Source organism: Streptomyces sp. NPDC002867 (genome assembly GCF_053591895.1).
In genome coordinates this window covers 1-22,832 of the sequence record NZ_JBSFUR010000031.1, presented here as the reverse complement: position 1 = coordinate 22,832, position 22,832 = coordinate 1, and the positions used below count along the sequence as shown (strand labels likewise).

Genomic DNA, 22,832 nt, shown 5'->3' with positions numbered 1-22,832 from the left:
GATCACGGTCCTTGGCTCAGGGGATGCTTCGGTTCAATGCCATAGATACCCAGGCACACAGCGCGCACCGGGACACACCACGAGAAGACGTGGCGCAGCCAGTCTAATGAAGGATTTCCCGCTGTCTAGCCTTACAAAGCATCAATCTTCTTCGAGACCACTACGGATTTCGTAGGTGGAAGCCTCGGTTCCAAGCAGTCTTTCCGCAGTGAGCCGGTGCAGCCGCGCCGCGGCCGGATCACCGAGACGGTCGAGCGTGTCGGCCAGCCTGAGCTGCAGCGCGGCCTGCAGGCGTGCGTCCCCGGCGCGCCGCGCCCATTCCACGGCCTCGCGGCAGGTGTGCAGCGACTCCTCCGGCCGTCCCGCGTACTCCTGAACCCGGGCCGCCTCGCTCAGCGCCCGTGCCTGGGCCGGGACGTCGCCGAGCCTGCGATATCCGGCGACCGCCGCCCGCCAGCTGCGCAGCGCCTCTCCGTAGCGGCCCGCGTAGGTGTGGGCCGTGCCGAGGCGTCCGTACAGCCGTGCCGCGTCGGCCTCCTCTCCGCGCGCCTGGCGTTGCGCGAGCGCGCGTCCGTACCAGTCGGCCGCCCTCTGCCAGTCCCCCAGCTCCTGGTAGGCACCGCCGACGGATTCCATCGCGCGGCCGGTCGCATAGGGGTCATTCGCGACCCGGCCCGCGTCCAGCGCGGCCCGGTAGCGGGCGAGTGCGTCCTCGGTGCGGCCGGTCCTGGCGTCCAGGTCGGCGAGGTTCAGCAGCGCCGCGGCCTGCTCCCGGTGCAGACCGCGGCGCTCGGCGACGTCGAGCACCAGCCGGTGCAGTCCGTACAGGTCGGGCGCGGCGGCCTCCGTGCCCTGGTGCGCGGCAAGGGCTCTGACCAGGGCCGCGACCAGCCTGCGGGCCAGCGTGTCCAGCTCGCCGTCGTCGACGGCGAGCCGCGCGGAGGCCAGCAGCGCGGGCCGGTGCGTCCGCAGCCACGCGTCGGCCTCGCCGACGGAGGTGAAACGCAGCGCGCGGGGAAGGCCTGCCAGCTTCTTGCGGGCCGGTGACCCCTCGGGCTCGGTGACCGCGCGGCACGCCTGGAGACGGCGTACGGTCCGCTCCAGCATGCGGGCCCTGGCGAGCTGCACCTCGGCGGGCCGGTCGCTGACCTCGTACAGCGCGCGCAGCAGGGGGGCGAGGCAGCCGGGCACCTCGAAGCCGTCCCCGGCGGTGCGCAGCAGACCGAGTTCGGCGAGAGCGTCGAGGGTGGTCCGGGCGGCGGCCACCGAGCAGCCGGCCAGGGCGGAGGCGGTGTGGGCGTCGGCGAAACCGGCGGGGGCCAGGGCGAGCAGGCGCAGTATCCGCGCGGCGGGCTGCGGCAGGGACTCGTAGACCAGGCGGAACGCGCGGGCCAGCGGCCGTACGCCGCGCGGCTGCTCGCCGTCGTCCGGCAGGGCCCGCAGCCGCTTGGCGGCGTCGGCGACCGACGCCCTGGGCCGGGCGGCCAGCCAGCCGCCGACCAGGACCAGTGCGGCGGGCTGCCCGCCGCACTCCTCGGCGACCGCCTCGGCGGCCTGCGGGTCCACCGTGATGCGGACCTCGCCGGTGAAGGCGGTGAGCAGCTCGATGGCGGCCTTGGCGTCCATGCCGCCGACGGTGCAGGGGCGCACGCCGGGGATGCCGGTGAGCGGCCCGTCGGAGACGGCGACGACCAGGCAGTCGGGGTTGTCGGGCAGCAGCAGGTCGACGTGCTCGGCGTCGTGGGCCTCGTCGACGAGGAGCAGCGCACGGCGTACGGCGAGGGCGTCGCGGACCAGCTCGGTCAGTTCGTCGTCACCGGCGCCGGGCGGCGAGGCGATGCCGAGGTCCCCGAGCAGGTGCCGGGCGGCTTCCTCGAGGGGTACGGGCCGGCCGCCGGGCTCGGCCAGCCGGACCCGCAGAACGCCGTCCGGGTACCGGTCCGCGAGCTGCCGGGCGAGCTCCTCGGCGAGCGCGGTGCGCCCGGAACCGGGCCGCCCGGCGATGAGGAGGACGCGGGCACGGGCGGCCTTGCGGCCCGCGAGGGTGTCGAGTCCGGCGTGTTCGATGTCGGCGTGCAGTGACTTCAGTTCCCGCTGGCGGCCGAAGAACCGGTCACCGCGGCCGGAGCGAACGGCATCCGCCCGGTCGGGGCCGCCCAAGTCCAGCGCCTGGTCCGTCACGGGTCACGCTCCAGTCCGTCCGCGCACGAGCCGAGCCCGCCGGGGCTCCGCACGGGCGGTTCGAGCGTAGTTCACGCTCTGCGACGAACCGTGCGGAGCGGCCGGGGACGACGCCGCGATCGCTCGATCGGATCAACGGATCTTCATATTGGTGGGGTTGAGTACCCGTCAGCCCCGGCCCGGCCGGTACGGAGACCGCGTCACGCCTCGAACGGGCGGGCCGGCCACGGGGCCTGTGCCTCGCGCAGCGCGTCGAAGCCCTCGCCCGCGCGCGCCGCCACCACCGACAGGACACCGACGACCAGGCACGTGTTGTGCAGGTCCCCGGCGAGCACCCCGCGGACCAGTTCCTCCAGCGGCACCCGTGCCAGCTCCATGTCCGCCTCCTCCTCGGCGACCTCGAAGCGTTCACCGTCCGCCGCCGACAGGTCGCGCGCCAGGAAGATCCGCACGGCCTCGTCGCAACCGCCCGGGGTGGTGTAGACGTCGGTCAGCACGCGCCAGTCCTCGGCCTTGACATGGGCCTCCTCGTACAGCTCCCGCTGGGCCGCGTGCAGCGGGTTCTCGCCGGGCACGTCCAGCAGGCCGGCCGGGATCTCCCACAGCTTGTGGCGCACGGGGTGCCGGTACTGGCGCAGCACCAGCACCCGCCCCTCGTCGTCGAGGGCGAGGACGGCGACCGATCCCGGGTGGACCTGGTAGTCCCGCTTGACGACCGATCCGTCGGGCATGACCACGTCGTCGGTGCGGACGCTCGTCTTGTTGCCCCGGAACGGCGTCTCGGTCGCGGTGATCCGCCACACCTCGGGCGTGTCCTTGATCGTCATCAAAAGCGTCCTTCCACCACGCACAAACGGAAACCGGGGCACGGACCCGCAAGGTCCGTACCCCGGTCAACCGTATCGCCTGCGGTTACGCGCCCGACGTGCGCGCGGCCTGCTGCCGCTCCACGGCCGCCTTCACCAGACCGGCGAACAGCGGGTGCGGACGGGTGGGGCGCGAGCGCAGCTCGGGGTGCGCCTGGGTGGCGACCAGGTAGGGGTGCACCTCGCGCGGGTACTCGACGTACTCGACGAGCTTGTTGTCGGGGGACGTGCCCGAGAAGAGGATGCCCGCCTTCTTCTCCAGCTCCGCGCGGTAGGCGTTGTTCACCTCGTAGCGGTGGCGGTGGCGCTCCTCGACGTACGGCTGGTCCGCGTAGACCTCGCGCACGATCGAGCCCTCGGCGAGCTTGGCCGGGTAGAGGCCGAGCCGCATGGTGCCGCCCAGGTCGCCCGCGCCCTCCACGTACGCCAGCTGCTCCTCCATGGTGGAGATCACCGGGTGCGCGGTGGCCGCGTCGAACTCGGTGGAGTTCGCGTCGGGGATCTCGGCCAGGTTGCGCGCGGCGTCGATCACGATGCACTGCAGGCCCAGGCACAGACCGAGCAGCGGGACCTTGTTCTCGCGGGCCCAGCGGATGGCGCCGACCTTGCCGTCGACACCGCGCTCGCCGAAGCCGCCGGGAATGACGATCGCGTCGACGTCGCCGAGCTGCTTCTGCGCACCCGCCTGCGTCTTGCAGTCGTCGGAGGTGACCCACTTGACCTTGACGCGGGCCTTGTTCGCGAAGCCGCCGGCGCGCATCGCCTCGGTGACCGACAGATAGGCGTCGGGCAGGTCGATGTACTTGCCCACCAGCGCGACGGTGACCTCGTGGTCGGGGTTGTGGACACGGTCCAGCAGGTCGTCCCACGTGGTCCAGTCGACGTCGCGGAACGGCAGGTCCAGCTTGCGCACGACGTACGCGTCCAGGCCCTCGGTGTGCAGCACCTTCGGAATGTCGTAGATCGACTTGGCGTCGATGGCGGCGACGACCGCGGCCTCGTCGACGTCGCACATGAGCGAGATCTTGCGCTTGATCGCGGTCGGCACGTCACGGTCCGCGCGCAGCACGATCGCGTCCGGCTGGATACCGATGTTGCGCAGGGCGGCGACCGAGTGCTGCGTCGGCTTGGTCTTCAGCTCGCCGGACGGGCCGATGTAGGGCAGCAGCGAGATGTGCACCACGAAGACGTTGTCCCGGCCGACCTCGTGGCGGACCTGGCGGACGGTCTCCAGGAACGGCAGCGACTCGATGTCGCCGACGGTGCCGCCGACCTCGGTGATCACCACGTCGACGTCGTCGGTGGCCATGCGGCGGATGCGCGACTTGATCTCGTTGGTGATGTGCGGGATGACCTGCACGGTGTCGCCGAGGTACTCGCCGCGCCGCTCCTTGGCGATGACCTGCGAGTAGACCTGGCCGGTGGTGACGTTGGCCGAGCCGTCGAGGTCGACGTCGAGGAAGCGCTCGTAGTGGCCGATGTCCAGGTCGGTCTCGGCGCCGTCGTTGGTGACGAACACCTCACCGTGCTGGAACGGGTTCATGGTGCCCGGGTCGACGTTCAGGTACGGGTCGAGCTTCTGCATGGTGACCCGCAGGCCCCGTGCCTTGAGCAGCGCGCCCAGGCTGGAGGCCGTGAGGCCCTTGCCGAGGGAGGAGGCGACACCCCCGGTGACGAAGATGTGCTTGGTCGTCATGGATTTGGGCGGCATCGCCAAGAGGGGGCTCCCGTGGTCGCGAGGTGGGGTGCGTGCCGGCGTCCGACCCGGATTCGGGGGTGCCGTCGCTGCGGTTTCGGGGCCTTCTCGTATCGGGACGGCCACCGGTCCACGGGGTACCAGGGTATCAGCGACGGGCCACGGCCGCTTCCGGCCACACCCGCCGACGCGCCCGGGACGCGTACGGACCGTTCACCGCCGCCCGCCCGCCGCTCGCCCGTTCGGCGCAGTCATGTTGTCCGGACACCTGCGCGCATCACGTGCGTGCGTCGTATCCTGCTCGGACACTCGCTGCCGAGCCGGGCCGGTCGACCGGCACCACGGAGCCCCGTCACCCGGAAAATCCGGCACCCCCACACCATGCGGGTGGCGACGGTGCCACTGTGGTGTTTGGGGTCGCCGCGGCTCGTCAACGACCCTTGACTGCAGTAAGCGCCCCGCGGGGCGGACGTGGCCGTTCGACTGGAGATGCACGTGGCCGGGCGCATCGAGGATTACGCACTCATCGGAGACATGCAGACCGCAGCTCTGGTCTGCCGGGACGGCACGGTCGACTGGCTGTGCCTGCCCCGCTTCGACTCGCATGCCATCTTCGCCGGGATCCTCGGCACCGAGGAACACGGATTCTGGCGGCTCGGGCCGGCGTACAGCGTGAACGACGCGCCGCCGGCCGCCGACCGCCGCCGCTACCGCGGCGACTCGCTGATCCTCGAGTCGGAGTACGACACGCCCCGCGGCACGGTCCGCGTGACCGATTTCATGCCGCCTCGTGACGGTGCGCCCCAGCTGATCCGGATCGTGGAGGGCGTCAGCGGCCGGGTGCCGATGCGCTCCGAGCTGCGCATGCGGTTCAGCTACGGGCGCGTGGTGCCGTGGGTGCACAAGATCGACAACCGTACGGTCGCCGTCGCCGGGCCCGACTCCGTCTGGCTGGACACCGACGCGGAGACGTACGGCAAGGACCTGACCACCTACTCGGACTTCACGGTCTCCCCCGGCGAGCGGATCACGTTCACGATCAGCTGGCAGCCCTCGCACAGGGAGCAGCCGGCCCTGCCGGACCCCGAGGGCTCTCTGGACGCCACCGTCGACTTCTGGCGCGAATGGGTCGATCACTGCACCTACCACGGCCCCTACCGCGAGGCCGTCGTCCGCTCCCTGATCACGCTGAAGGCCCTGACGTACGCGCCGACCGGCGGGATCGTCGCCGCGCCGACGACGTCGCTCCCCGAGGACATCGGCGGCGTACGGAACTGGGACTACCGCTACACCTGGCTGCGCGACGCGGCGATCACCCTGTCGTCGCTGCTGCGCACCGGATACCGCGAGGAGGCCCGCGCCTGGCGCGAGTGGCTGCTGCGCGCGGTCGCCGGCGACCCCGAGAACCTGCAGATCATGTACGGAATCGCGGGCGAACGGGAGCTTGGCGAGGCCGAGTTGGACTGGCTGCCGGGCTACGAGAACAGCAGCCCGGTCCGGGTCGGCAACGGCGCCGCGCACCAGCTCCAGCTCGACGTCTACGGCGAGGTCACCGAGGCCCTGCACCTCGCCCACATGACCGGCCTGGCGCGCAACGACTACGCCTCGCTGCTCCAGCTCAAGCTGATCCAGTACCTGGAGAAGCACTGGGACCAGCCCGACGAGGGCATCTGGGAGGTCCGCGGCCCGCGCCGGCACTTCGTGCACTCCAAGGTGATGGCCTGGGTCGCCGTCGACCGCACCATCAAGCTCATCGAGTCCGGCGACGCCGACGGACCGCTGGACCGCTGGCGCGAGCTGCGCGACGAGATCCACCGGGACGTCTGCGAGAAGGGCTACGACAAGGAACGCAACACCTTCACGCAGTCGTACGGCTCGCAGGAACTCGACGCCTCCCTGCTGCTGATCCCGCAGATGGGCTTCCTGCCGCCCGACGACAAGCGGGTCATCGGCACGATCGAGGCGATCCAGCGCGAGCTGTCGACGTCCGACGGCTTCATCCTGCGCTACCCGACCGAGGGCGCGGAGGAGGGCGTGGACGGCCTGCCGGGTGACGAGGGCGCGTTCCTCGCGTGCTCGTTCTGGATGGCCGACGACCTGGCGATGATCGGCCGGGTCGACGAGGCCCGCAAGCTGTTCGAGAAGCTGCTGGCCCTGCGCAACGACCTCGGGCTGCTCGCCGAGGAGTGGGACCCGCGGCTGCAGCGGCAGGTGGGCAACTTCCCCCAGGCGTTCAGTCACGTTCCGCTGATCGACACCGCCCTGCGGCTGACGGCCTCGGGCGCGTACGGAGGCTGATCCGTGTTGTTCCTGGTCGTGCCGCCCCTGTAGCGTCCGCAGCCATGGACACGCAGGGCGGCATCACCGTGCAGCGGGCACTGGAGCTGCCCGGCCTCCGCAGCGGGCTGCCGGAGGTCCTGGCCGGTGCCGACCGGCTCGATCGCACGGTCCGCTGGGTGCACGCCGGTGAGGTGCCCAACATCGCCTCGCTCCTCAAGGGCGGCGAGCTGCTGCTGACGACCGGCCTGGGACTCGGCACCAGACCGGCCGAGCAGCGCGCCTTCGTGAACCGGCTCGCGGAACGCGGGATCGCCGCGCTCGTCGTCGAGCTGGGGCCGCGGTTCACGCGCCTGCCCGCCACGATCGTCGAGACGGCCCGCGCGGCGGGGCTGCCGCTGGTGCAGCTGCACCGCGAGGTGCCGTTCGTGGCGGTGACGGAGGAGATCCACACCGAGATCGTCAACGGCCACTACGCGCTGCTGCGGCAGGCCGAAGAGGTGAACCGGCGGTGCACCGAGGCGCTGCTGGCCGGCGGCGGAGTCCCCCAGGTGCTCGGCATCCTCGCCTCGTTCACGGGCGACCCGGTCTTCCTGGAGACACCCGACGGGCAACTGCTGTACGCGGCGGACACCCCCGGCGACGAGGCGGCCGTCGCCGATCCGCTCCAGGTGTGGGAAGGGCTCCGCGGCGGGCGCCAGGACGGGCCGCCGACGAACGCCGTCCTGGTGGACGTGCCGGGCGGCGGCCGGGGCACGGCCGCGGTGCGCGCCCGGCTGGTGCTGCTGGCGGTGTCGTCCCCGCTGCTGCCCGTGCACCGCATCGCCGCGGAGCGCGCGGCGGCATCGCTCGCGGTCGTCCTCATGCAGGCCCGCCAGGAGGAGGAGCTCGCGGCCCGTGGCCGCGGCGACTTCCTGACCGACCTCGCCGAGGGCCGCATCGCCCCCGAGGACGCCCCGGCACAGGCCCGCGTGCTCGGTTTCAAGCCGGGCTCGGGGCCGCTGCTGCCGGTGGTGATGCGGCTCGCCGCCGAGCTGACGCCGACGGGCAACTGGGCCGTGCTCGCCCGGGCCGTCTCCGATGCGCTCGCCTCTCTCGGAGTGCCGGTCCTGCTCGGCGTACGCCCCGTGGAGGGCCGCGTCCCGCTCCTCGTCGGCCTCCGGACGGAAGCCGACCGGACGGCGGTCGCGGGCCGGGTCGCCGACGCCCTGCGCACGGGCGTCGAACGAGCGGGACTCGGGAGGGCGGCGCATCCGCCGGTTGTCGTGGTGGGCGTGGCGGGCGGCTGGGCCACGGCGGGCGCGGGGCTGCGGCACGCGGCGGAGACCGCGACGGCGGCCCGAGGTCTGAGCGACCGCCTCTGGTACGACGCCCGTCGTCTGGACATCGACCTGCTGCTGTGGCGACTGCGCGAGCATCCGGACCTGGCGGCGTTCGTGGACCGCGCGATCGGCCCGCTGCGGGCGCACGACGCGACGTCGCGCCCGCCGCTGCTGCCGACGCTGGAGACGTATCTGGCCCACGCGGGCCGCAAGGCGGAGACGGCGCGCGAACTGCATCTCAACCGGCAGACGCTGTACAACAGGCTGGCGCGGATCGGGGAGCTGCTGGGCACGGACCTGGACGACCCGGAGACGGTGCTCTCCCTGAGCCTGGCCCTCCGCGCCCGCCGCCACGCCCCCTGACCCGGGGGCCGCCGCCCCCTTGCCCCCTCGGCAGGGGCACCCCGCGTGCGACGCGCCTGTCGGAGCTGCGCCCCGAACCCCGCGCCTCAAACGCCGGCGGGGCTGAATGCAGCCGTCCGACGATTAATGCAGCCCGTCCGGCGATTGAGGACACCGCGCGGAGCGCGGTACGGGTGCGGGGCGCAGCCCGACGCCCGCGCCGCCAGGGCGCAAGGCAACGGGTCTGGGGCGGAGGCCCAATTGTGGTCGCGAGCGGCATAGGCAGCCCGTCCGGCGATGAGGACACCGCGCGGAGCGCGGTACGGGGCCGCAGGGCGCAGCCCCGACGCCCGCGCCCGCCGGGGCGCAGGGCACGGGTCTGGGGCGGAGCCCCAGTTACGGGATGCGGGCACCTCCCACGGCCGCCAGGCCGTAGGGGGAGAACGGGGCAGCGGCACCCCCCACCCGGCGCCGGCCTCGGGGACACCGCGCGGAGCGCGACACGGGCCTGGGGCGAAGCCCCGGGAAAACGCCCACGCGCCTCATCCCCCGCCCGCCACCTCGTCGTACACGCTCAGCATCTGCGCGACCGTGTCGTCCTCCGACGGCCACGCCCCCGCCTGCACCCGCCCCGCCCGCGCCAGCTCCTCCCGGCGCGCCGGATCCGTCAGCAGTCCGGACACCGCCGACGCCAGCGCGTCCGCGTCCCCGTACGGGACCAGCACCGCCGCCTCGCCGACCAGTTCGGGCACGCCGCCGACCGCCGTCGCGACCAGGGGGACGCCCAGCCGCAGCGCCTCCTGCGCCAGCACCGAGCGCGCCTCCCAGCGGCTGGACAGGACCGCGACGTCCGCGGCCGCGAGGATCTCGGCCGCGTCGTCGCACCGGCCGAGCAGCCGCACCGGCAGGTCCTCGTCCTCGATGCGCCGCTGGAGCGCGGCCCGCTGAGGCCCCTCCCCCGCGATCAGGAGCAGCGGCGCGGGGTCCAGGGCACGCCACCGGCGGGCGGCGTCCAGCAGCATCCCGTAGCCGCGGTGTTCGTCGAGGCTTCCGACGGCGACCAGCAACGGCCGCTCCACGACGCCCAGTTCCGCGCGCTTCTTGTCCGGACGGCCCAGCGGCACGCAGGCGCGGGGCGTCGCGAGCGGCGCGAGCCTGGCGTCGCGGGCGCCGCGCTCGCGCGCCCGGTCGACGAGCTCGGAGCAGGTGGCGAACACAACGGCCGCCGCCCTTACGGCCCTTCGTTCGATGAGCCGCAGGACCTGGCGCCGCGCGCCCTCACCGTGCCCGCGGGTGTGCCATGTGACGACGAGCGGCACGCGCTGCCCGCTCAGCGCGAGCGCGGAGCGCACGGCGGCGTGCAGCCCGTGCGCATGCACCACGTCCGCGTCGGCGCACGCCGTGCGCAGCGCGCCGACGGACAGCGGATCGCTCCGGCGCGGCACGGGCACGAAGTGCGCGCCGGCGCCCAAGTAGTCGTACTTGTCATCGAGTTCGGCGGGGGCGCACACCGTCACCCGCACGCCCCGCGCCACCAGCCCCGCGGCCAGCGACCTGACGTGCGCGCTGCTGCCCGCACTGCCGCCGCCCAGCACCTGGACCGTACGCAGCTCAGTCACGCGCCAAGGATGCCAGCCCGTACGGACGTTCCGGCACCGTCCTGATGTCGTGCCTGTGTCGGAATGGGGTCCTCGGTGACGGGATCACTCACATAGGTGAGTCGGCCGCGATCCTGCTGACGTCGGCTCCCCTTACCGCTGCCGTGACGAGGGCCGCCGCGTGCAGGAGGAGTCCTGCGCGGCCGTTGCCCGCGACGACGGCCGTACCCAGCGCCGCGCCCAGCGCATGGGCGCCGGTGTCGCCGAGCATGGTGCGCTCGCCGAGGTCGTCGGTGACGACGGCGGCCGCGGCGCCGACCGGCGCGGCGGCGAGCGCGCCGGCGGCTCCCCGGCGCAGCAGGCCGGGGGCGCCGAGCCCCATGACGGCGGGGGCGGCACGCCCCGGTGCCACGTCGACGAGGTTGACGAAGTGCGCGGAGCCGGCGATCACCACCCCGGCGAGGAGCTTGTCGAGCGGGCGTTCCTTGAGCATCGCCCCGGCGACGAGCCCGGCGGCGCCGATCCCGAACAGTTTGACCGCCCCGCTGGTCACTTCGCCCTGGCGCAGGGCGCCCAGGTGGGCCCGGAAGCCGCGCCGCGGGTCGCCGGCGCCGGCGATGTCGTCGTAGGCCCCGCACAGCCCGGCCGTGCCGACGGCGATCGCCGCGGCGCCCTGCGTGCGGGCGGGCAGGGCGCCGATCACGGACCCGACGGCGACGGCCGGTCCGGCGAACAGGTCGACGGTGCGTCCGGCGTGGTTCGTGCGCTCCCAGCGTGCGGAGCCGGGGGCCACGCGCCGCCGCAGCGCCGCGGTGACCGACCGCGTGGCGCCGAAAGCGGTGAGGAGGGCGGTGGTCCGGGCGGGGCTCCTGGTGTCCTGGCCTGCTCGCATGGGCCCCACCCTATGATCACGCGCGTTCGCCGCCGCGCCGCCCCGGTGCCCAGGGCACCGGGGGGCACGCGGACGCATCCCGGGTCAGCCGTCGGCGCGGGCCGCCGCCAGCAGCTCCTCCGCGTGCGCCCTCGCCGTCTGCGAGTCCTCCTGGCCCGCGAGCATCCGGGACAGCTCGCGCACGCGGTCCTCGCCCTCCAGGACGGTGACTCCGGAGCGGGTCACGGAGCCGTCGTTGGTCTTCTCGACCAGCAGCTGCCGGTCCGCGAACGCCGCCACCTGCGGCAGGTGTGTGACCACGACCACCTGGGCCGACCTGGCCAGCTTCGCGAGGCGCCGCCCGATCTCGACCGCCGCCTTGCCGCCCACACCCGCATCGACCTCGTCGAAGAGGTACGTCGGCACCGGGTCGGTGCCGGCGAAGACGACCTCGACGGCGAGCATCACCCGCGAGAGCTCACCGCCGGACGCGCCCTTGGCGATGGGCCGCGGCGGCGCCCCCGGGTGCGGCGCGAGCAGCAGCTCGACCTCGTCCACGCCGTACGGCCCGTACGCGACCGTCCGGCCGCCGACCTCGACGCCGTCCGGATCGTCCGTCTGCCGGATGGCGAACGAGACCCGGGCGTGCGGCATGGCGAGCGAGGCGAGCTCCTCGGTGACGGCCTCCGCGAACCGGGCCGCGGCCTCCGTACGGGCGTCCGTCAAGGTCTGCGCCAGCTCGGAGAGTTCACGGCGCAGCGCGTCCCGCTCCGCGACCAGCTCGCCGATCCTGTCGTCGTCGCCGTCGAGCTCGGTGAGCCGGGCCGCGCCCTGCTCGGCCCAGGTCAGCACGGCCGCGATGTCCTCGCCGTACTTGCGTGTCAGCTGGGTCAGGGCCGCCCGCCGCTCCTCGACCGCCGCCAGTCGCAGCGGGTCGGCGTCGAGGTTGTCCGCGTACCCCGCGAGCTCGCCGGCCACGTCGCCGAGCAGGATGGAGATCTCTCCCATCCGGTCCGCGAGCGCGGCCAGGGCCGGGTCGTGGGCCCGTACGGCGTCCAGCGCCCGTCCCGCACCCGCGACCAGGGTGGTCGCGTCCACAGCCTCTGGGTCCTCGGGATTGCCCGCGAGGGCGGCGTGCGCGACGGAGGCGGCGGAGGCGAGGGCCTCGGCGTGCCCGAGCCGCTCGGCCTCGGCCGCCAGCTCGACGTCCTCGCCGGGCCGCGGCTCCACGGCCGCGATCTCGTCGAGTCCGAACCGCAGCAGATCCGCTTCCTGGGCGCGTTCGCGGGCACGTGTGGTCAGCTCGTCCAGCTCGCCGGCGACGGCGCGCAGCCGGCGATAGGCGGCCGCGTACTTGGCGTGCGGGCCGGTGACGGCGTCGCCCGCGTACCGGTCGAGCGCCTCGCGCTGGCGCGCGGGGCGCAGCAGGCCCTGCTGGTCGGTCTGACCGTGGACGGCGACGAGTTCGTCGGCGAGCTCGGAGAGCATGCCGACGGGCACGGAACGCCCGCCCAGGTGGGCGCGCGAGCGCCCCTCCGCCGAAACGGTCCGGCTGATCAGCAGCGTGCCCTCGTCGAGCTCGGCCCCGGCCTCCTCGGCGCGCAGCGCGGCGGGGGCGTCGGCGGACACCCTGATCCGCCCCTCCACCACCGCCGACTTGGCGCCGATCCGCACCAGGGCGGGGTCGGCCCGTCCGCCGAGCAGCAGCCCGAGGCTCGTGACGACCATCGTCTTGCCCGCGCCCGTCTCGCCGGTCACCGCGGTGAAACCGGGCGACAGCTCGACAACCGCGTCGTCGATGACTCCGAGCGACCGTATCCGCATCTCCTCCAACACGGACACGACCTTACGAGGTCCGGTGGCCGCCGCGCGACGGACCCCGGCCACGCATTCACTCTCCCGGGCAACGCCGGAGCGCGCTCAGTGCGGTGCGCCTCGCCAACCCGACACCGGCAGCGCGAACTTGGCCACCAGCCGGTCCGTGAACGACGCGTGGTGCAGCCGGGCAAGCCGCACCGGAACGGCCCCTCGCCTGACCACGACACGAGCGCCCGAGGGCAGCTCCACGGTCCGGCGGCCGTCGCACCAGAGCACCCCGTGCGGGGTGTGCGGCTGGACCTCGACGGCGAGCGTCGAGTCCGGCGAGGTCACCAGCGGCTTCGCGAACAGGGCGTGCGCACTGATCGGCACCATCAGCAGCGCCTCGACCTCGGGCCAGACCACCGGTCCTCCGGCCGAGAAGGCGTACGCGGTCGAGCCCGTCGGGGTCGCGCAGACGATGCCGTCGCAGCCGAAGCCGGTCACCGGACGTCCGTCGATCTCCAGGACGACCTCGAGCATGCGCTCGGGCGAGACCTTCTGGACGGCGGCCTCGTTCAGCGCCCAGTCCCGGTGCACGATGTCGCCATTGCTGTGCACGACGACGTCGAGGGTCATGCGCTCCTCGACCTCGTAGGCGCGGGTGACGACGCGGTCGACCACCTTGTCGAGGTCGTCGCGCTCGGCCTCGGCGAGGAAGCCCACGCGGCCCAGGTTGACGCCGAGCATCGGCACGCCGGAGGCGCGGGCGAACTCGGCGCCGCGCAGCAGCGTCCCGTCGCCGCCGAGCACGATGAGCAGCTCGCAGCCGTCGAGCACTTCGGGCGTCGCGTCGGGCACGGTCTCGACGGACGCGGGCAGCGGCAGGTCCGCCGCCTCGGCCTCCAGCACCCGGACGTCGATGCCGTTGCGCAGCAGGCCCTGGACGACGAGTTCGGCGCTGCGGATCGCCGCGGGCCGGCCGGTGTGGGCGAGCAGGAAAACGGTGCGTACGCGGGTTCTGGCTGATGTCGTGGTCGCTGCTGTCGTGGTCAACGAGGTCCCTCCGCCACTGCTCGGTCGACGTCCGCCGGATCGAGCTCGGGCGCTCCGGCCCGGAGCCACAGAAAGTATTCGACGTTCCCGGACGGGCCGGGCAGCGGGCTGGCGGTGACCCCCCGTACGCCGAGGCCGAGTTTCCCCGCCCGCTCGGCCACAGAACGTACGGCCTCGGCGCGCAGTTCCGGGCTGCGCACGACGCCGCCGCTGCCGAGGCGTTCCTTGCCCACCTCGAACTGGGGCTTGACCATGAGGACCAGATCCGCGTCGGGCGCGCTGCAGCGGACCATGGCCGGCAGCACGAGCCCGAGCGGGATGAAGGACAGATCGCCCACCACCAGGTCCACCGGCACTCCGTCGATCGTCTCCAACGTCATTTCACGGACGTTGGTACGGTCCTTGACGGTCACGCGTTCATCGCTCTGCAGGGACCAGGCGAGCTGTCCGTAGCCGACGTCCACGGCGACCACGTGCGCGGCGCCGGCGCGCAGCAGCACGTCGGTGAAGCCGCCGGTCGACGCGCCCGCGTCCAGCGCCCGCCGCCCCTCGACCTTCAGGCCGAGCGGTACGAAGGCGGCCAGCGCTCCCGCCAGCTTGTGGCCGCCACGGGACACGTAGTCCGGGTCGTCGTCGTCGGCGGCGACGACGATCGCCGCGCTCGTCTCGACCTGGGTGGCGGATTTGGTCGCGGTGTTGCCGCCGACGCTGACCCGCCCGGCGGCGATCAGCTGGGCGGCGTGCTCGCGCGAGCGCGCGAGCTTGCGGCGTACCAGCTCGGCGTCGAGACGGCGGCGGGCGACTCCTGCCACGGTGGGTTCAGCTCCTGTGGTTGTGCGACGGTTCATGGGGGCGCGTGTCGAGCGCGGTCAGCGCGTCCCGCAGACCCCGGTGTACATCCTCGTACACCTCCAGGTGTCCGTCGGCAGCGAGGTGGTCGGCGTCGGCCAGTCTCTCCAGCAGGGCGTCCACCTCGGCGTGGCCGGTGGGCACGCGCGGCACGCCGAGCGGCGCGGGCGCGGCGGGGTCGGGCGCCGGCTCCGGCCCGGGTACGGGCCCCTCCCGGGCGGGCATGGAGTCGCTCATGCCCAGACGCTACCGCGAAGCCCTGCGGTACCGTCGATCACGATGGCCACGACGCAGGAGTGCCTCGGCGCGCTCAAGAAGCTTTCGGACAACCTGGCGACGGCGGACGGCGACGTGCGCAGCGCGGCGGCGCTGGACCGCTCCCTCAGCTGCCACGTCACGGACCTGGACACGACGTTCACCGGCCGCCTGCGGGACGGCCGGATCGAGGTGACGGACACGCTGACGGGCCCGCCCCGGGACAAGGCGCAGATCCGCCTGGCGATGGCGGGCGACGACCTGGTGGCGATGGTCGACGGCGACCTGAACTTCGCGAGGGCATGGGCGTCGGGCCGGGTCCGTCTGGAAGCGGGCTTCCGCGACATCCTCCGCCTGCGCGCCCTGCTGTAGCCGGACTGCTCCACGGCCGGGGGCTCCGCCGGGCGACACGCTCCAGGGGCTGCGCCCCGGCCGCGGGGACGCGGGGCAGGCGCAAGGCCGCCAGGCCGTAGACGCGTGCGGACCACCGCCCGGAGTGCGAGGGGAGCCGGGAAGTTCCCCGCTCCAGAACCAGGGTCTCCCACGGCCGCCGGGGGGTCAGGCCACCGCCCAAGCGCGGCACGGGTCCGGGGCGAAGCCTCACGGCGCGCCAAGCCACGACGGGTTCGGGCCGCCACCCGAAGGCGGTACGGGGTCTGGGGCGCAGCCCGGCTCCGTCAGTGGCTCCCACCGCCACAGGGCACTCACAGACCACCGACCGAGGCGGCACGGGTCTGGGGAAGCCCCACGGCCGCCAGGCCGCAGGGTCGGGCAACCGGCCGAAAGCGGCACGGGTAGGGGCGAAGCCCCCCAGCCGCCAAGCCCCAGTGGGTTCGGGCCACACCCGAGAGCGGCACGGGTCCGGAGCGAAGCCCCGCAACTGGCGGCAACCACGGCCGCAGGCCGCAGGGTCGGGCAACCGCCCGAGCGCGCCCGGGGCCCGGGGCGAAGCCCCGGTTCGGGATGGGAAACCTCCCCAGGCCGCCAGGCCGTAGGGGGAAGGCGGGGTGGGGGACGTCCCGCACGGCGGTCCACCCCGGACGCCTCACGCCACCGTCGCCGCGCGCCTGCGCGCCACCGGTACCACCAGCGGCGTCCCCGACTCCGGGTCCTCGATGACCTGGCTCCTGACCTGGAAGACCTCCTCCACCAGCTCCGCCGTGACCACCTCCGTCGGCGCCCCCTCCGCGACCACCTTCCCGTCCCGCAGCGCGATCAGGTGCGTGGCGTAGCGCGCCGCCTGGTTCAGGTCGTGGAGCACGGCGACCAGCGTGCGGCCCTGCGACTCGTGCAGTTCCGCGCACAGGTCCAGCACCTCCAGCTGGTGCTGGATGTCCAGGTACGTCGTCGGCTCGTCGAGCAGCAGCAGCGGCGTCTGCTGCGCCAGCGCCATCGCGATCCACACCCGCTGGCGCTGGCCGCCTGACAGCTCGTCGACGTACCGGTCGCCCAGCCCCCCGACCCCCGTCGCCGCCATCGACTCCTGGACGATCCGCTCGTCCTCCGCCGACCACTGCCGCAGCAGGCCCTGGTGCGGGTAGCGCCCGCGGCCCACGAGGTCGGCGACCGTGATCCCGTCGGGCGCGATCGACGACTGTGGCAGCAGGCCGAGCGTCTTGGCGACCTTCTTGGCGGGCATGGAGTGGATGGCCTGCCCGTCCAGCAGCACCCGGCCCTGGGACGGCTTGAGCATCCGGGACAGGGCACGCAGCAGCGTCGACTTGCCGCAGGCGTTCGGGCCGACGATCACCGTGAAGGACCGGTCGGGAATCTCCACCGAGAGGTTCTCGGCGATGACCCGCTGGTCGTAGGCGAGGGTGACCGATTCCGCGGTGAGACGCTGCATGGTGGTCGTACTCCCGGCGTTCTGAGGGGACTTCTGAGAGGACATGGGGGTCGGCGCGGCGAGAGCAGGCGTCATATCCGGTCGGCCCTGCGCTCGGTGACGAGCAGCCAGAGCAGGTAGCAGCCGCCGAGTACACCGGTCACCACGCCCACGGGCAACTGGCGGTCGGTGAAGGTGTTCGTGGCCGCCCAGTCCGCCACGAGCAGCAGCGCCGCGCCCGTCACGGCCGCCGCGGCGAGGTTCGGGCCGGGCGAGCGGGTCAGGCGGCGGGCCAGCTGGGGAGCGCTGAGCGCCACGAAGGAGATCGGCCCCGCCGCAGCGGTGGCCACGGCGATGAACAGCACACCGCAGCCCATCAGCACGATCCGGGTGCGCTCGACGGGCACGCCCAGCCCGTACGCCGCGTCGTCGCCCATCTCCAGCATCCGCAGCGGCCTCCCGTACGCCAGGACCACGGGCAGCAGCACGGCGCACATGATCAGCAGCGGCCGGACCTGCGCCCAGTCGCGTCCGTCGAGCGAGCCCGTCATCCAGAGCGTGGCGCGGGTCGCGTCGACCAGGTCGGCCTTGGTGATCAGATAGTGGATGACCGCGGTGAGCATGGCCGCGACGCCGATGCCGACGAGCACCAGCCGGAAGCCCTGGACGCCGCGCTTCCACGCGAGGAGGTAGACGAGGACGCCGGTGAGGAGGCCGCCGGCGACCGCTCCGCCGGACACGGCGAGCGACTCCCCGCCGAAGAGCACGATGACGGCGAGCGCGCCGACGGTCGACCCCTGGCCGAAACCGATCACATCGGGGCTGCCGAGCGGATTGCGGGACAGCGACTGGAAGATCGCGCCGCTGAGGGCGAGGGACGCCCCGACGAGGACGGCGACGAGCACCCGCGGCAGCCGCAGCTCCCGGACGATGAACTCCTGCGCGGCGGTGCCGTTCCCGAGCAGGGTGTCGACGACGTCGCGGAACGACATGGGGAAGTCCCCGCTGCCGATGAGGACGACGGCCGAGGCCACCGCGGCCGCCCCGAGCACGAGGACGACGGCCGATGCCCGCGGATCCACCCTGACGGAGAACCCTCCGGAAGGTGTGCGTATCGCTTTCACCGGGCTGTTCACAGCTGGGCCATCCTCTTGCGGCGTACCAGGTGGACGAAGACGGGCCCGCCGATCAGCGCGGTGACGATGCCGACCTGGAGCTCGGAGGGGCGCGCGGCGATCCGGCCGACGACGTCCGCGCCCAGCAGCAGGACGGGCGCGAGGACCGCGGCGTACGGCAGGATCCAGCGCATGTCGGGGCCGGTGACGGCCCGTACGACGTGCGGGATCATCAGCCCGACGAAGATGATCGGCCCGCACGCGGCCGTCGCGGCCCCGCACAGCAGGGTGACCGCGAGCATCGCGAGGACGCGGGTGCGGTTCAGACGGACGCCCAGGGACCGGGCGGTGTCGTCGCCCATCTCCATGGCGTTCAGCGGGCGGGCGATCAGCAGCGACAGCACCGCGCCCACGGCGACGAACGGCACGACCTTCGTGACCGTGCCCGTCTCGGCCGACGCCAGCGAGCCGACGGTCCAGAACCGCAGCCGGTCCAGCGCCGCCGAGTCGAGCAGTTGCACGGCGTTGATGTACCCGTACAGGGCGGCCGTCGCCGCGGTGCCGGCGAGCGCGAGCCGTACGGGGGTGGCGCTGCGGCTGCCGCCGAGGACGTACACGGCGGCGGAGACGACCGCGGCCCCGGCGAAGGCGAACCAGACATAGCCCGTGAGCGAAGTGACGCCGAGGAAGCTGATGGCCGACACGACCGCGGCGGCCGCCCCCGCGTTGACGCCCAACAGGCCCGGTTCCGCCAGCGGGTTGCGGGTCAGGGCCTGCATGACCGCGCCGGACAGGCCGAGCGCGGCCCCGACGGCCAGACCGAGCAGCGTCCGGGGTACGCGTACGTCCCGGATGATGACGTCGTTCCCGGTGCCCGTGTTGTGGAACAGGCCGTCCCACACGTCGGCGACCGGGATCGCCTTGGCGCCCACGGCGATGCTCGCGACGCAGACCAGCAGCAGGATGACGACCGACACCAGCAGCCCGGCGGCACGCAGGGCGTGGCGCTTGGGGCTCTCGGCTGCGGGTATCGGCTCCGCGCTCTGTTTCGGGGGGCTCTCGACCAACACCAGGTTAGGTTAGCCTACCCTCGCATAGCGGACTCCGACCGGTTCGTGCGGCTTCCTCGCCGAGCCCCCAGGCCGGTCGCCCCGCCTCGATCGGCCCGGCGCCGGGCTACAACTCCAGCCGGGCCAGCACCTTCCCAGCGTCCAGCGCGCACGAGCCGTCCCCCGCGTACGTCCACGCGGCCCCGCACAGCGCCCGCAGGCCGTCCAGCGGCGCCCCCTCGCCGTCCAGCACCAGTTCGTCGCCACGCACCGCCGCGCTCCAGCCCCCGCAGCGGAACTCCCCGTCCGCCTCGGTCACTTCGGGCTGCGGCGTCAGCATCCCGCGCAGATCGGCGTCCACGTACGTCGGCCGGTGCTGCGGAACGGCCGCCAGCAACTGCGCCGCGTCCGTCACCCCCGTCAGGACGAGCAGCGAGTCCACGCCGCCGTTGAACGCGCCCTCGATGTCCGTGTCCAGACGGTCCCCGACCACCAGCGGCCGCTCGGCGCCGGTCCGCAGAATCGTCTCCCGGTGCATCGGCGGCAGCGGCTTGCCCGCGATCTGCGGCTCGGCGCCCGTCGCGATCCGCACGACCTCGACCGCCGCACCGTTGCCCGGCGCGATGCCTCGGGCACTGGGGATCGTCAGGTCGGTGTTGGACGCGAACCACGGCACGCTCCGCGCGATCGCGTAACAGGCCTCCGCGAACCGCCCCCACGCCAGATCCGGCCCGCCGTACCCCTGCACAACGGCCACCGGCCCGTCCTCCGCCGACTCCACCGGCTCGAGCCCGCGCTCACGCAGCGCCACCCGCAGCCCCTCGCCGCCGACGACCAGCACCCGGGAACCCGAGGGGACCTGCTCGGAGATCAGCCGCGCCACCGCCTGCGCGGACGTGATCACGTCCCCGGCGGCGGTCGGGATGCCCAGCTCCGTGAGATGCCCGGCCACCGCGTCCGGGGTGCGCAGCGCATTGTTCGTCACATACGCGAGATGCATTCCGCCGGCGCGGGCCGTCGCCAGCGACTCGACGGCGTGGGCGATCGCCTCCCCGCCCGCGTACACCACCCCGTCGAGGTCGAGCAGGGCCGTGTCGTACGCCTCGCTCAGCGCGACCGCGCTTCCGTCCGGCCGGTTCGTGCCCTGCTGACTCATCCGTTTCGCTCCTCGCTCGGGTCCGCTCCCCCGATCATCGCTCATCCCCCGTGCACGCATACGATGCCCTGATGAACAACGAAGGTCCTGCGGCCAATGGCGGCCTGCACCTGATCCCGTTCCGCGGACTGCGCTACGTCCCCGAGCGGGTGGGCAGCCTCGCCGCCGTGACCTCGCCGCCGTACGACGTGGTCGTCAGGCCCGACGGCCTGCACCACCTCGAATCGGCGGATCCGCACAACATCGTGCGCCTCATCCTGCCGCAGGCCGCCTCTCCCGAGGACCGTCACCGGCAGGCCGCCGAGACACTTTCCCGCTGGCTCTCCGAGGGCGTGCTGGCCGCCGACCCGGAGCCCGCCCTGTACGTGTACGAGCAGCGCAAGGGCGATCTCCTCCAGCGCGGCGTCATCGGGGCGCTCGCCCTGTCCGAACCGTCCGACGGCGTCGTCCTGCCGCACGAGGACGTGATGCCGGAGGTCGTCGCCGACCGCGCCGCGCTGATGCGCACCACCGCGGCCAATCTGGAACCCCTGCTCCTCGCCTACCGCAGCGGCGGCGAACGCTCCGGGACCAGTGCCGTCATCGAGCGCACCGTACTGGGCCCGCCGGTCATCTCCACCACCACCGAGGACGGCTTCAGCCACCGGCTGTGGTCGGTCACGGACCCGGCGGAACTCACCCGGGTCGGGAACGACCTGAGCCGCCATCAGGCCCTCATCGCCGACGGACACCACCGCTGGGCCACGTATCTGCGCCTGCGCGCCGAACACGCGGGTTCGCCCGGTCCCTGGAACTACGGCCTGGTCCTGCTGATCGACACGGCCCGCTATCCGCTCCAGGTCCGCGCGATCCACCGGCTGCTGCGCCGGCTGCCGGTCGCCGACGCCCTTTCCGCACTCGACGGATCGTTCCGCGTCCGCGGCCTCGACGTCTCCCTGGAGCAGGCACTCGGCACGCTCGCCGAGGCGGCCGCCGAGGGCAACGCCTTCCTGCTCGCCGGTGACGGCCGCTTCCACCTCGTCGACCGTCCCGATCCGGAGCTGCTCGCCGGCACGGTCCCCGGCGGCCGCCCGGAGGCCTGGCGCACGCTGGACGCGACCGTGCTCCACGCGACGATGCTGGACCGTATCTGGCGCATCCCCGACACCCCGGACCACATCACCTATATCCACGACACCCAGGCGGCGGTCACCCAGGCCGAACGGGACGGCGGCACCGCCGTGTTGATGCACCCGGTACCCGAAGAGGTCGTCCGCGAGCTCGCGCGCGAAGGCGTCACGATGCCGCGCAAGTCGACGTCGTTCGGCCCGAAGCCGGCGACGGGCCTGGTGCTGCGGAGCCTCGCACTCGACTGAGGTCGCACACGCGGGTGAGGGCGGTACCCGGCCGGGGTACCGCCCTCACCTGTTCGCCGCTACCGTCTGTCCGCTAGTCGGCGGACTTGTCCTCACCCTCGGCCTCGGCCTGCGCGGCGTCACCGGTGCCGTCCGGCTCCGCCCCCCGCTCCGACACCGGGGCACCGCCCTCGTCGTCGAGGTCCAGGTCCTCCGGGGTCTCGTCGAGGTCGTCCATCACATCGACGAACTCGACGCCGTCGATCTCGGCGAGCCGGTCGGAGGCGTCGGTGGCGCCGTCCTTGTCCGCCTCGAGCGCCTTGGCGAACCACTCGCGCGCCTCGCCCTCGCGTCCGGCGGCCAGGAGCGCGTCGGCGTACGCGTACCGCAGCCGCGCGGTCCAGGGCTGCACGGAGTTCGAGGCCAGCTCGGGGCTCTGCAGGGTCACGATGGCGGCGTCCAGCTGCCCCATGTCCCTGCGGGCTCCGGCGGCGACGAGCCGCATCTCGACCTGTCCGGCCTTGTCCAGCTTCTGCACCTCGGGCTCACCGGCCATCGCCAGCGCCCGCTCCGGACGGCCCAGACCGCGCTCGCAGTCGGCCATGACGGGCCACAGCTCCACGGTGCCGGTCATCCGCCGCGCCGCCCGGAACTCGGCCAGCGCCTCGGAGTACTTCTGCGTCGCGTACGCGGCGAAGCCGGCGGCCTCGCGCACGGCGGCGACACGGGACGCGAGCCGCAGAGCCACACGGGAGTAGGCATAAGCCCGCTCGGGGTCCTCGTCGATCAGGTTCGCGACCATGACGAGGTTCTTGGCGACGTCCTCGGCGAGACCCTTCGGAAGGCTCTGCAGCTCCTGCCGCACGTCCTTGTCGATCTCGTCGCCCGTGACGTCCTCGGGGATGGGCAGCCGCTTGATGGGCTCGCGGTCCGAACGGTCCCGGTCGTCCCGCCGGCCGTAGCCACCGCGGTCGTCGCGGCCACGGTAGCCACCACGGTCGTCGCGCCGGTCATCGCGGCGGTCGTCACGGCGGGGACCGCGGAAGCCGCCGCCCTGGCGATCGCGGTCGCGGTCGTCGCGACGGAAGCCACCGCTGGGACGGTCGTCACGACGGCCGTAACCGCCGCCGCCACCGGGACGACCACCACGGTCGTCGCGACGGTCATCACGCCGGTCGTCACGACGGAACCCCCCGCCCTGGCGGTCCCTGTCACGATCCCGGTCCCGGTCGTCGCGGCGGAA

Annotated in this window: 18 protein-coding genes; 4 read left to right on the top strand and 14 right to left on the bottom strand. The window is 73.5% G+C overall.

Annotated elements, in window-relative coordinates; translation table 11 throughout:
• Positions 1-141 precede the first annotated feature (141 nt).
• The 3 genes from ACWD0A_RS24930 to ACWD0A_RS24920 all read right to left on the bottom strand — a co-directional run bounded on the left by ACWD0A_RS24930 (position 142) and on the right by ACWD0A_RS24920 (position 4,758).
• Positions 142-2,181: a tetratricopeptide repeat protein gene (locus ACWD0A_RS24930; protein ID WP_451301526.1), complete on the bottom strand. Its 2,040-nt coding sequence runs from the start codon at positions 2,179-2,181 to the stop codon at positions 142-144.
• 200 nt (positions 2,182-2,381) lie between these two features.
• Positions 2,382-3,008: an NUDIX domain-containing protein gene (locus ACWD0A_RS24925; protein ID WP_451301524.1), complete on the bottom strand. Its 627-nt coding sequence runs from the start codon at positions 3,006-3,008 to the stop codon at positions 2,382-2,384.
• Positions 3,009-3,093: 85 nt separating this feature from the next.
• On the bottom strand, positions 3,094-4,758 hold the full coding sequence (locus tag ACWD0A_RS24920; RefSeq protein ID WP_451301522.1) for a CTP synthase: 1,665 nt from the start codon (positions 4,756-4,758) through the stop codon (positions 3,094-3,096).
• Positions 4,759-5,238: 480 nt separating this feature from the next.
• On the opposite strand from ACWD0A_RS24920, the gene ACWD0A_RS24915 reads away from it, so the two are divergent.
• Both ACWD0A_RS24915 and ACWD0A_RS24910 read left to right on the top strand, forming a co-directional pair.
• Positions 5,239-7,041: a glycoside hydrolase family 15 protein gene (locus tag ACWD0A_RS24915; protein WP_307717893.1), complete on the top strand. Its 1,803-nt coding sequence runs from the start codon at positions 5,239-5,241 to the stop codon at positions 7,039-7,041.
• Positions 7,042-7,085: 44 nt separating this feature from the next.
• Positions 7,086-8,705, top strand: a complete 1,620-nt coding sequence (locus tag ACWD0A_RS24910; RefSeq protein WP_451301520.1) for a PucR family transcriptional regulator — start codon at positions 7,086-7,088, stop codon at positions 8,703-8,705.
• A 521-nt stretch (positions 8,706-9,226) separates the two neighbouring features.
• Here ACWD0A_RS24910 and ACWD0A_RS24905 read toward each other — a convergent pair.
• The 6 genes from ACWD0A_RS24905 to ACWD0A_RS24880 form a co-directional block, all read right to left on the bottom strand.
• Positions 9,227-10,303, bottom strand: coding sequence for a glycosyltransferase family 4 protein (locus ACWD0A_RS24905; protein WP_451301518.1), 1,077 nt, complete (start codon positions 10,301-10,303; stop codon positions 9,227-9,229).
• An 88-nt stretch (positions 10,304-10,391) separates the two neighbouring features.
• Entirely contained in the window at positions 10,392-11,174 is a 783-nt protein-coding gene (locus tag ACWD0A_RS24900; RefSeq protein WP_451301516.1) for a hypothetical protein, read from the bottom strand.
• Positions 11,175-11,258: 84 nt separating this feature from the next.
• The gene (gene recN, locus ACWD0A_RS24895) at positions 11,259-12,977 is read right to left on the bottom strand and encodes a DNA repair protein RecN (protein WP_451301604.1); all 1,719 of its coding nucleotides are present in this window, start codon (positions 12,975-12,977) and stop codon (positions 11,259-11,261) included.
• 96 nt (positions 12,978-13,073) lie between these two features.
• Positions 13,074-14,006 carry an NAD kinase gene (locus ACWD0A_RS24890; RefSeq protein ID WP_307716187.1) on the bottom strand — a complete coding sequence of 311 codons (933 nt, stop codon included), beginning with the start codon at positions 14,004-14,006 and terminating at the stop codon, positions 13,074-13,076.
• Positions 14,003-14,818: a TlyA family RNA methyltransferase gene (locus tag ACWD0A_RS24885; RefSeq protein ID WP_451301514.1), complete on the bottom strand. Its 816-nt coding sequence runs from the start codon at positions 14,816-14,818 to the stop codon at positions 14,003-14,005. The genes ACWD0A_RS24890 and ACWD0A_RS24885 overlap by 4 nt, the downstream gene beginning before the upstream one ends.
• A gap of 7 nt (positions 14,819-14,825) precedes the next feature.
• On the bottom strand, positions 14,826-15,092 hold the full coding sequence (locus ACWD0A_RS24880; protein ID WP_451301512.1) for a hypothetical protein: 267 nt from the start codon (positions 15,090-15,092) through the stop codon (positions 14,826-14,828).
• Positions 15,093-15,134: 42 nt separating this feature from the next.
• On the opposite strand from ACWD0A_RS24880, the gene ACWD0A_RS24875 reads away from it, so the two are divergent.
• On the top strand, positions 15,135-15,482 hold the full coding sequence (locus tag ACWD0A_RS24875) for an SCP2 sterol-binding domain-containing protein (protein ID WP_451301510.1): 348 nt from the start codon (positions 15,135-15,137) through the stop codon (positions 15,480-15,482).
• 673 nt (positions 15,483-16,155) lie between these two features.
• Here the strand turns inward: ACWD0A_RS24875 and ACWD0A_RS24870 are convergent.
• The 4 genes from ACWD0A_RS24870 to ACWD0A_RS24855 form a co-directional block, all read right to left on the bottom strand.
• Positions 16,156-16,956 (bottom strand): ABC transporter ATP-binding protein, encoded by an 801-nt coding sequence (locus tag ACWD0A_RS24870; RefSeq protein WP_307716183.1) that lies wholly within the window; start codon positions 16,954-16,956, stop codon positions 16,156-16,158.
• 71 nt (positions 16,957-17,027) lie between these two features.
• Positions 17,028-18,071, bottom strand: coding sequence for a FecCD family ABC transporter permease (locus ACWD0A_RS24865; protein ID WP_451301508.1), 1,044 nt, complete (start codon positions 18,069-18,071; stop codon positions 17,028-17,030).
• Positions 18,068-19,120: a FecCD family ABC transporter permease gene (locus ACWD0A_RS24860; protein ID WP_451301506.1), complete on the bottom strand. Its 1,053-nt coding sequence runs from the start codon at positions 19,118-19,120 to the stop codon at positions 18,068-18,070. The genes ACWD0A_RS24865 and ACWD0A_RS24860 overlap by 4 nt, the downstream gene beginning before the upstream one ends.
• A gap of 106 nt (positions 19,121-19,226) precedes the next feature.
• Positions 19,227-20,255 (bottom strand): HAD hydrolase-like protein, encoded by a 1,029-nt coding sequence (locus tag ACWD0A_RS24855; protein ID WP_451301504.1) that lies wholly within the window; start codon positions 20,253-20,255, stop codon positions 19,227-19,229.
• A 71-nt stretch (positions 20,256-20,326) separates the two neighbouring features.
• Here ACWD0A_RS24855 and ACWD0A_RS24850 point away from each other — a divergent pair, with 71 nt between their 5' ends.
• Positions 20,327-21,610 carry a DUF1015 domain-containing protein gene (locus tag ACWD0A_RS24850; protein WP_451301502.1) on the top strand — a complete coding sequence of 428 codons (1,284 nt, stop codon included), beginning with the start codon at positions 20,327-20,329 and terminating at the stop codon, positions 21,608-21,610.
• A 73-nt stretch (positions 21,611-21,683) separates the two neighbouring features.
• Here ACWD0A_RS24850 and ACWD0A_RS24845 read toward each other — a convergent pair whose 3' ends face one another.
• Positions 21,684-22,454, bottom strand: a complete 771-nt coding sequence (locus ACWD0A_RS24845) for a hypothetical protein (protein ID WP_451301602.1) — start codon at positions 22,452-22,454, stop codon at positions 21,684-21,686.
• Between the last annotated feature and the right edge of the window lie 378 nt (positions 22,455-22,832).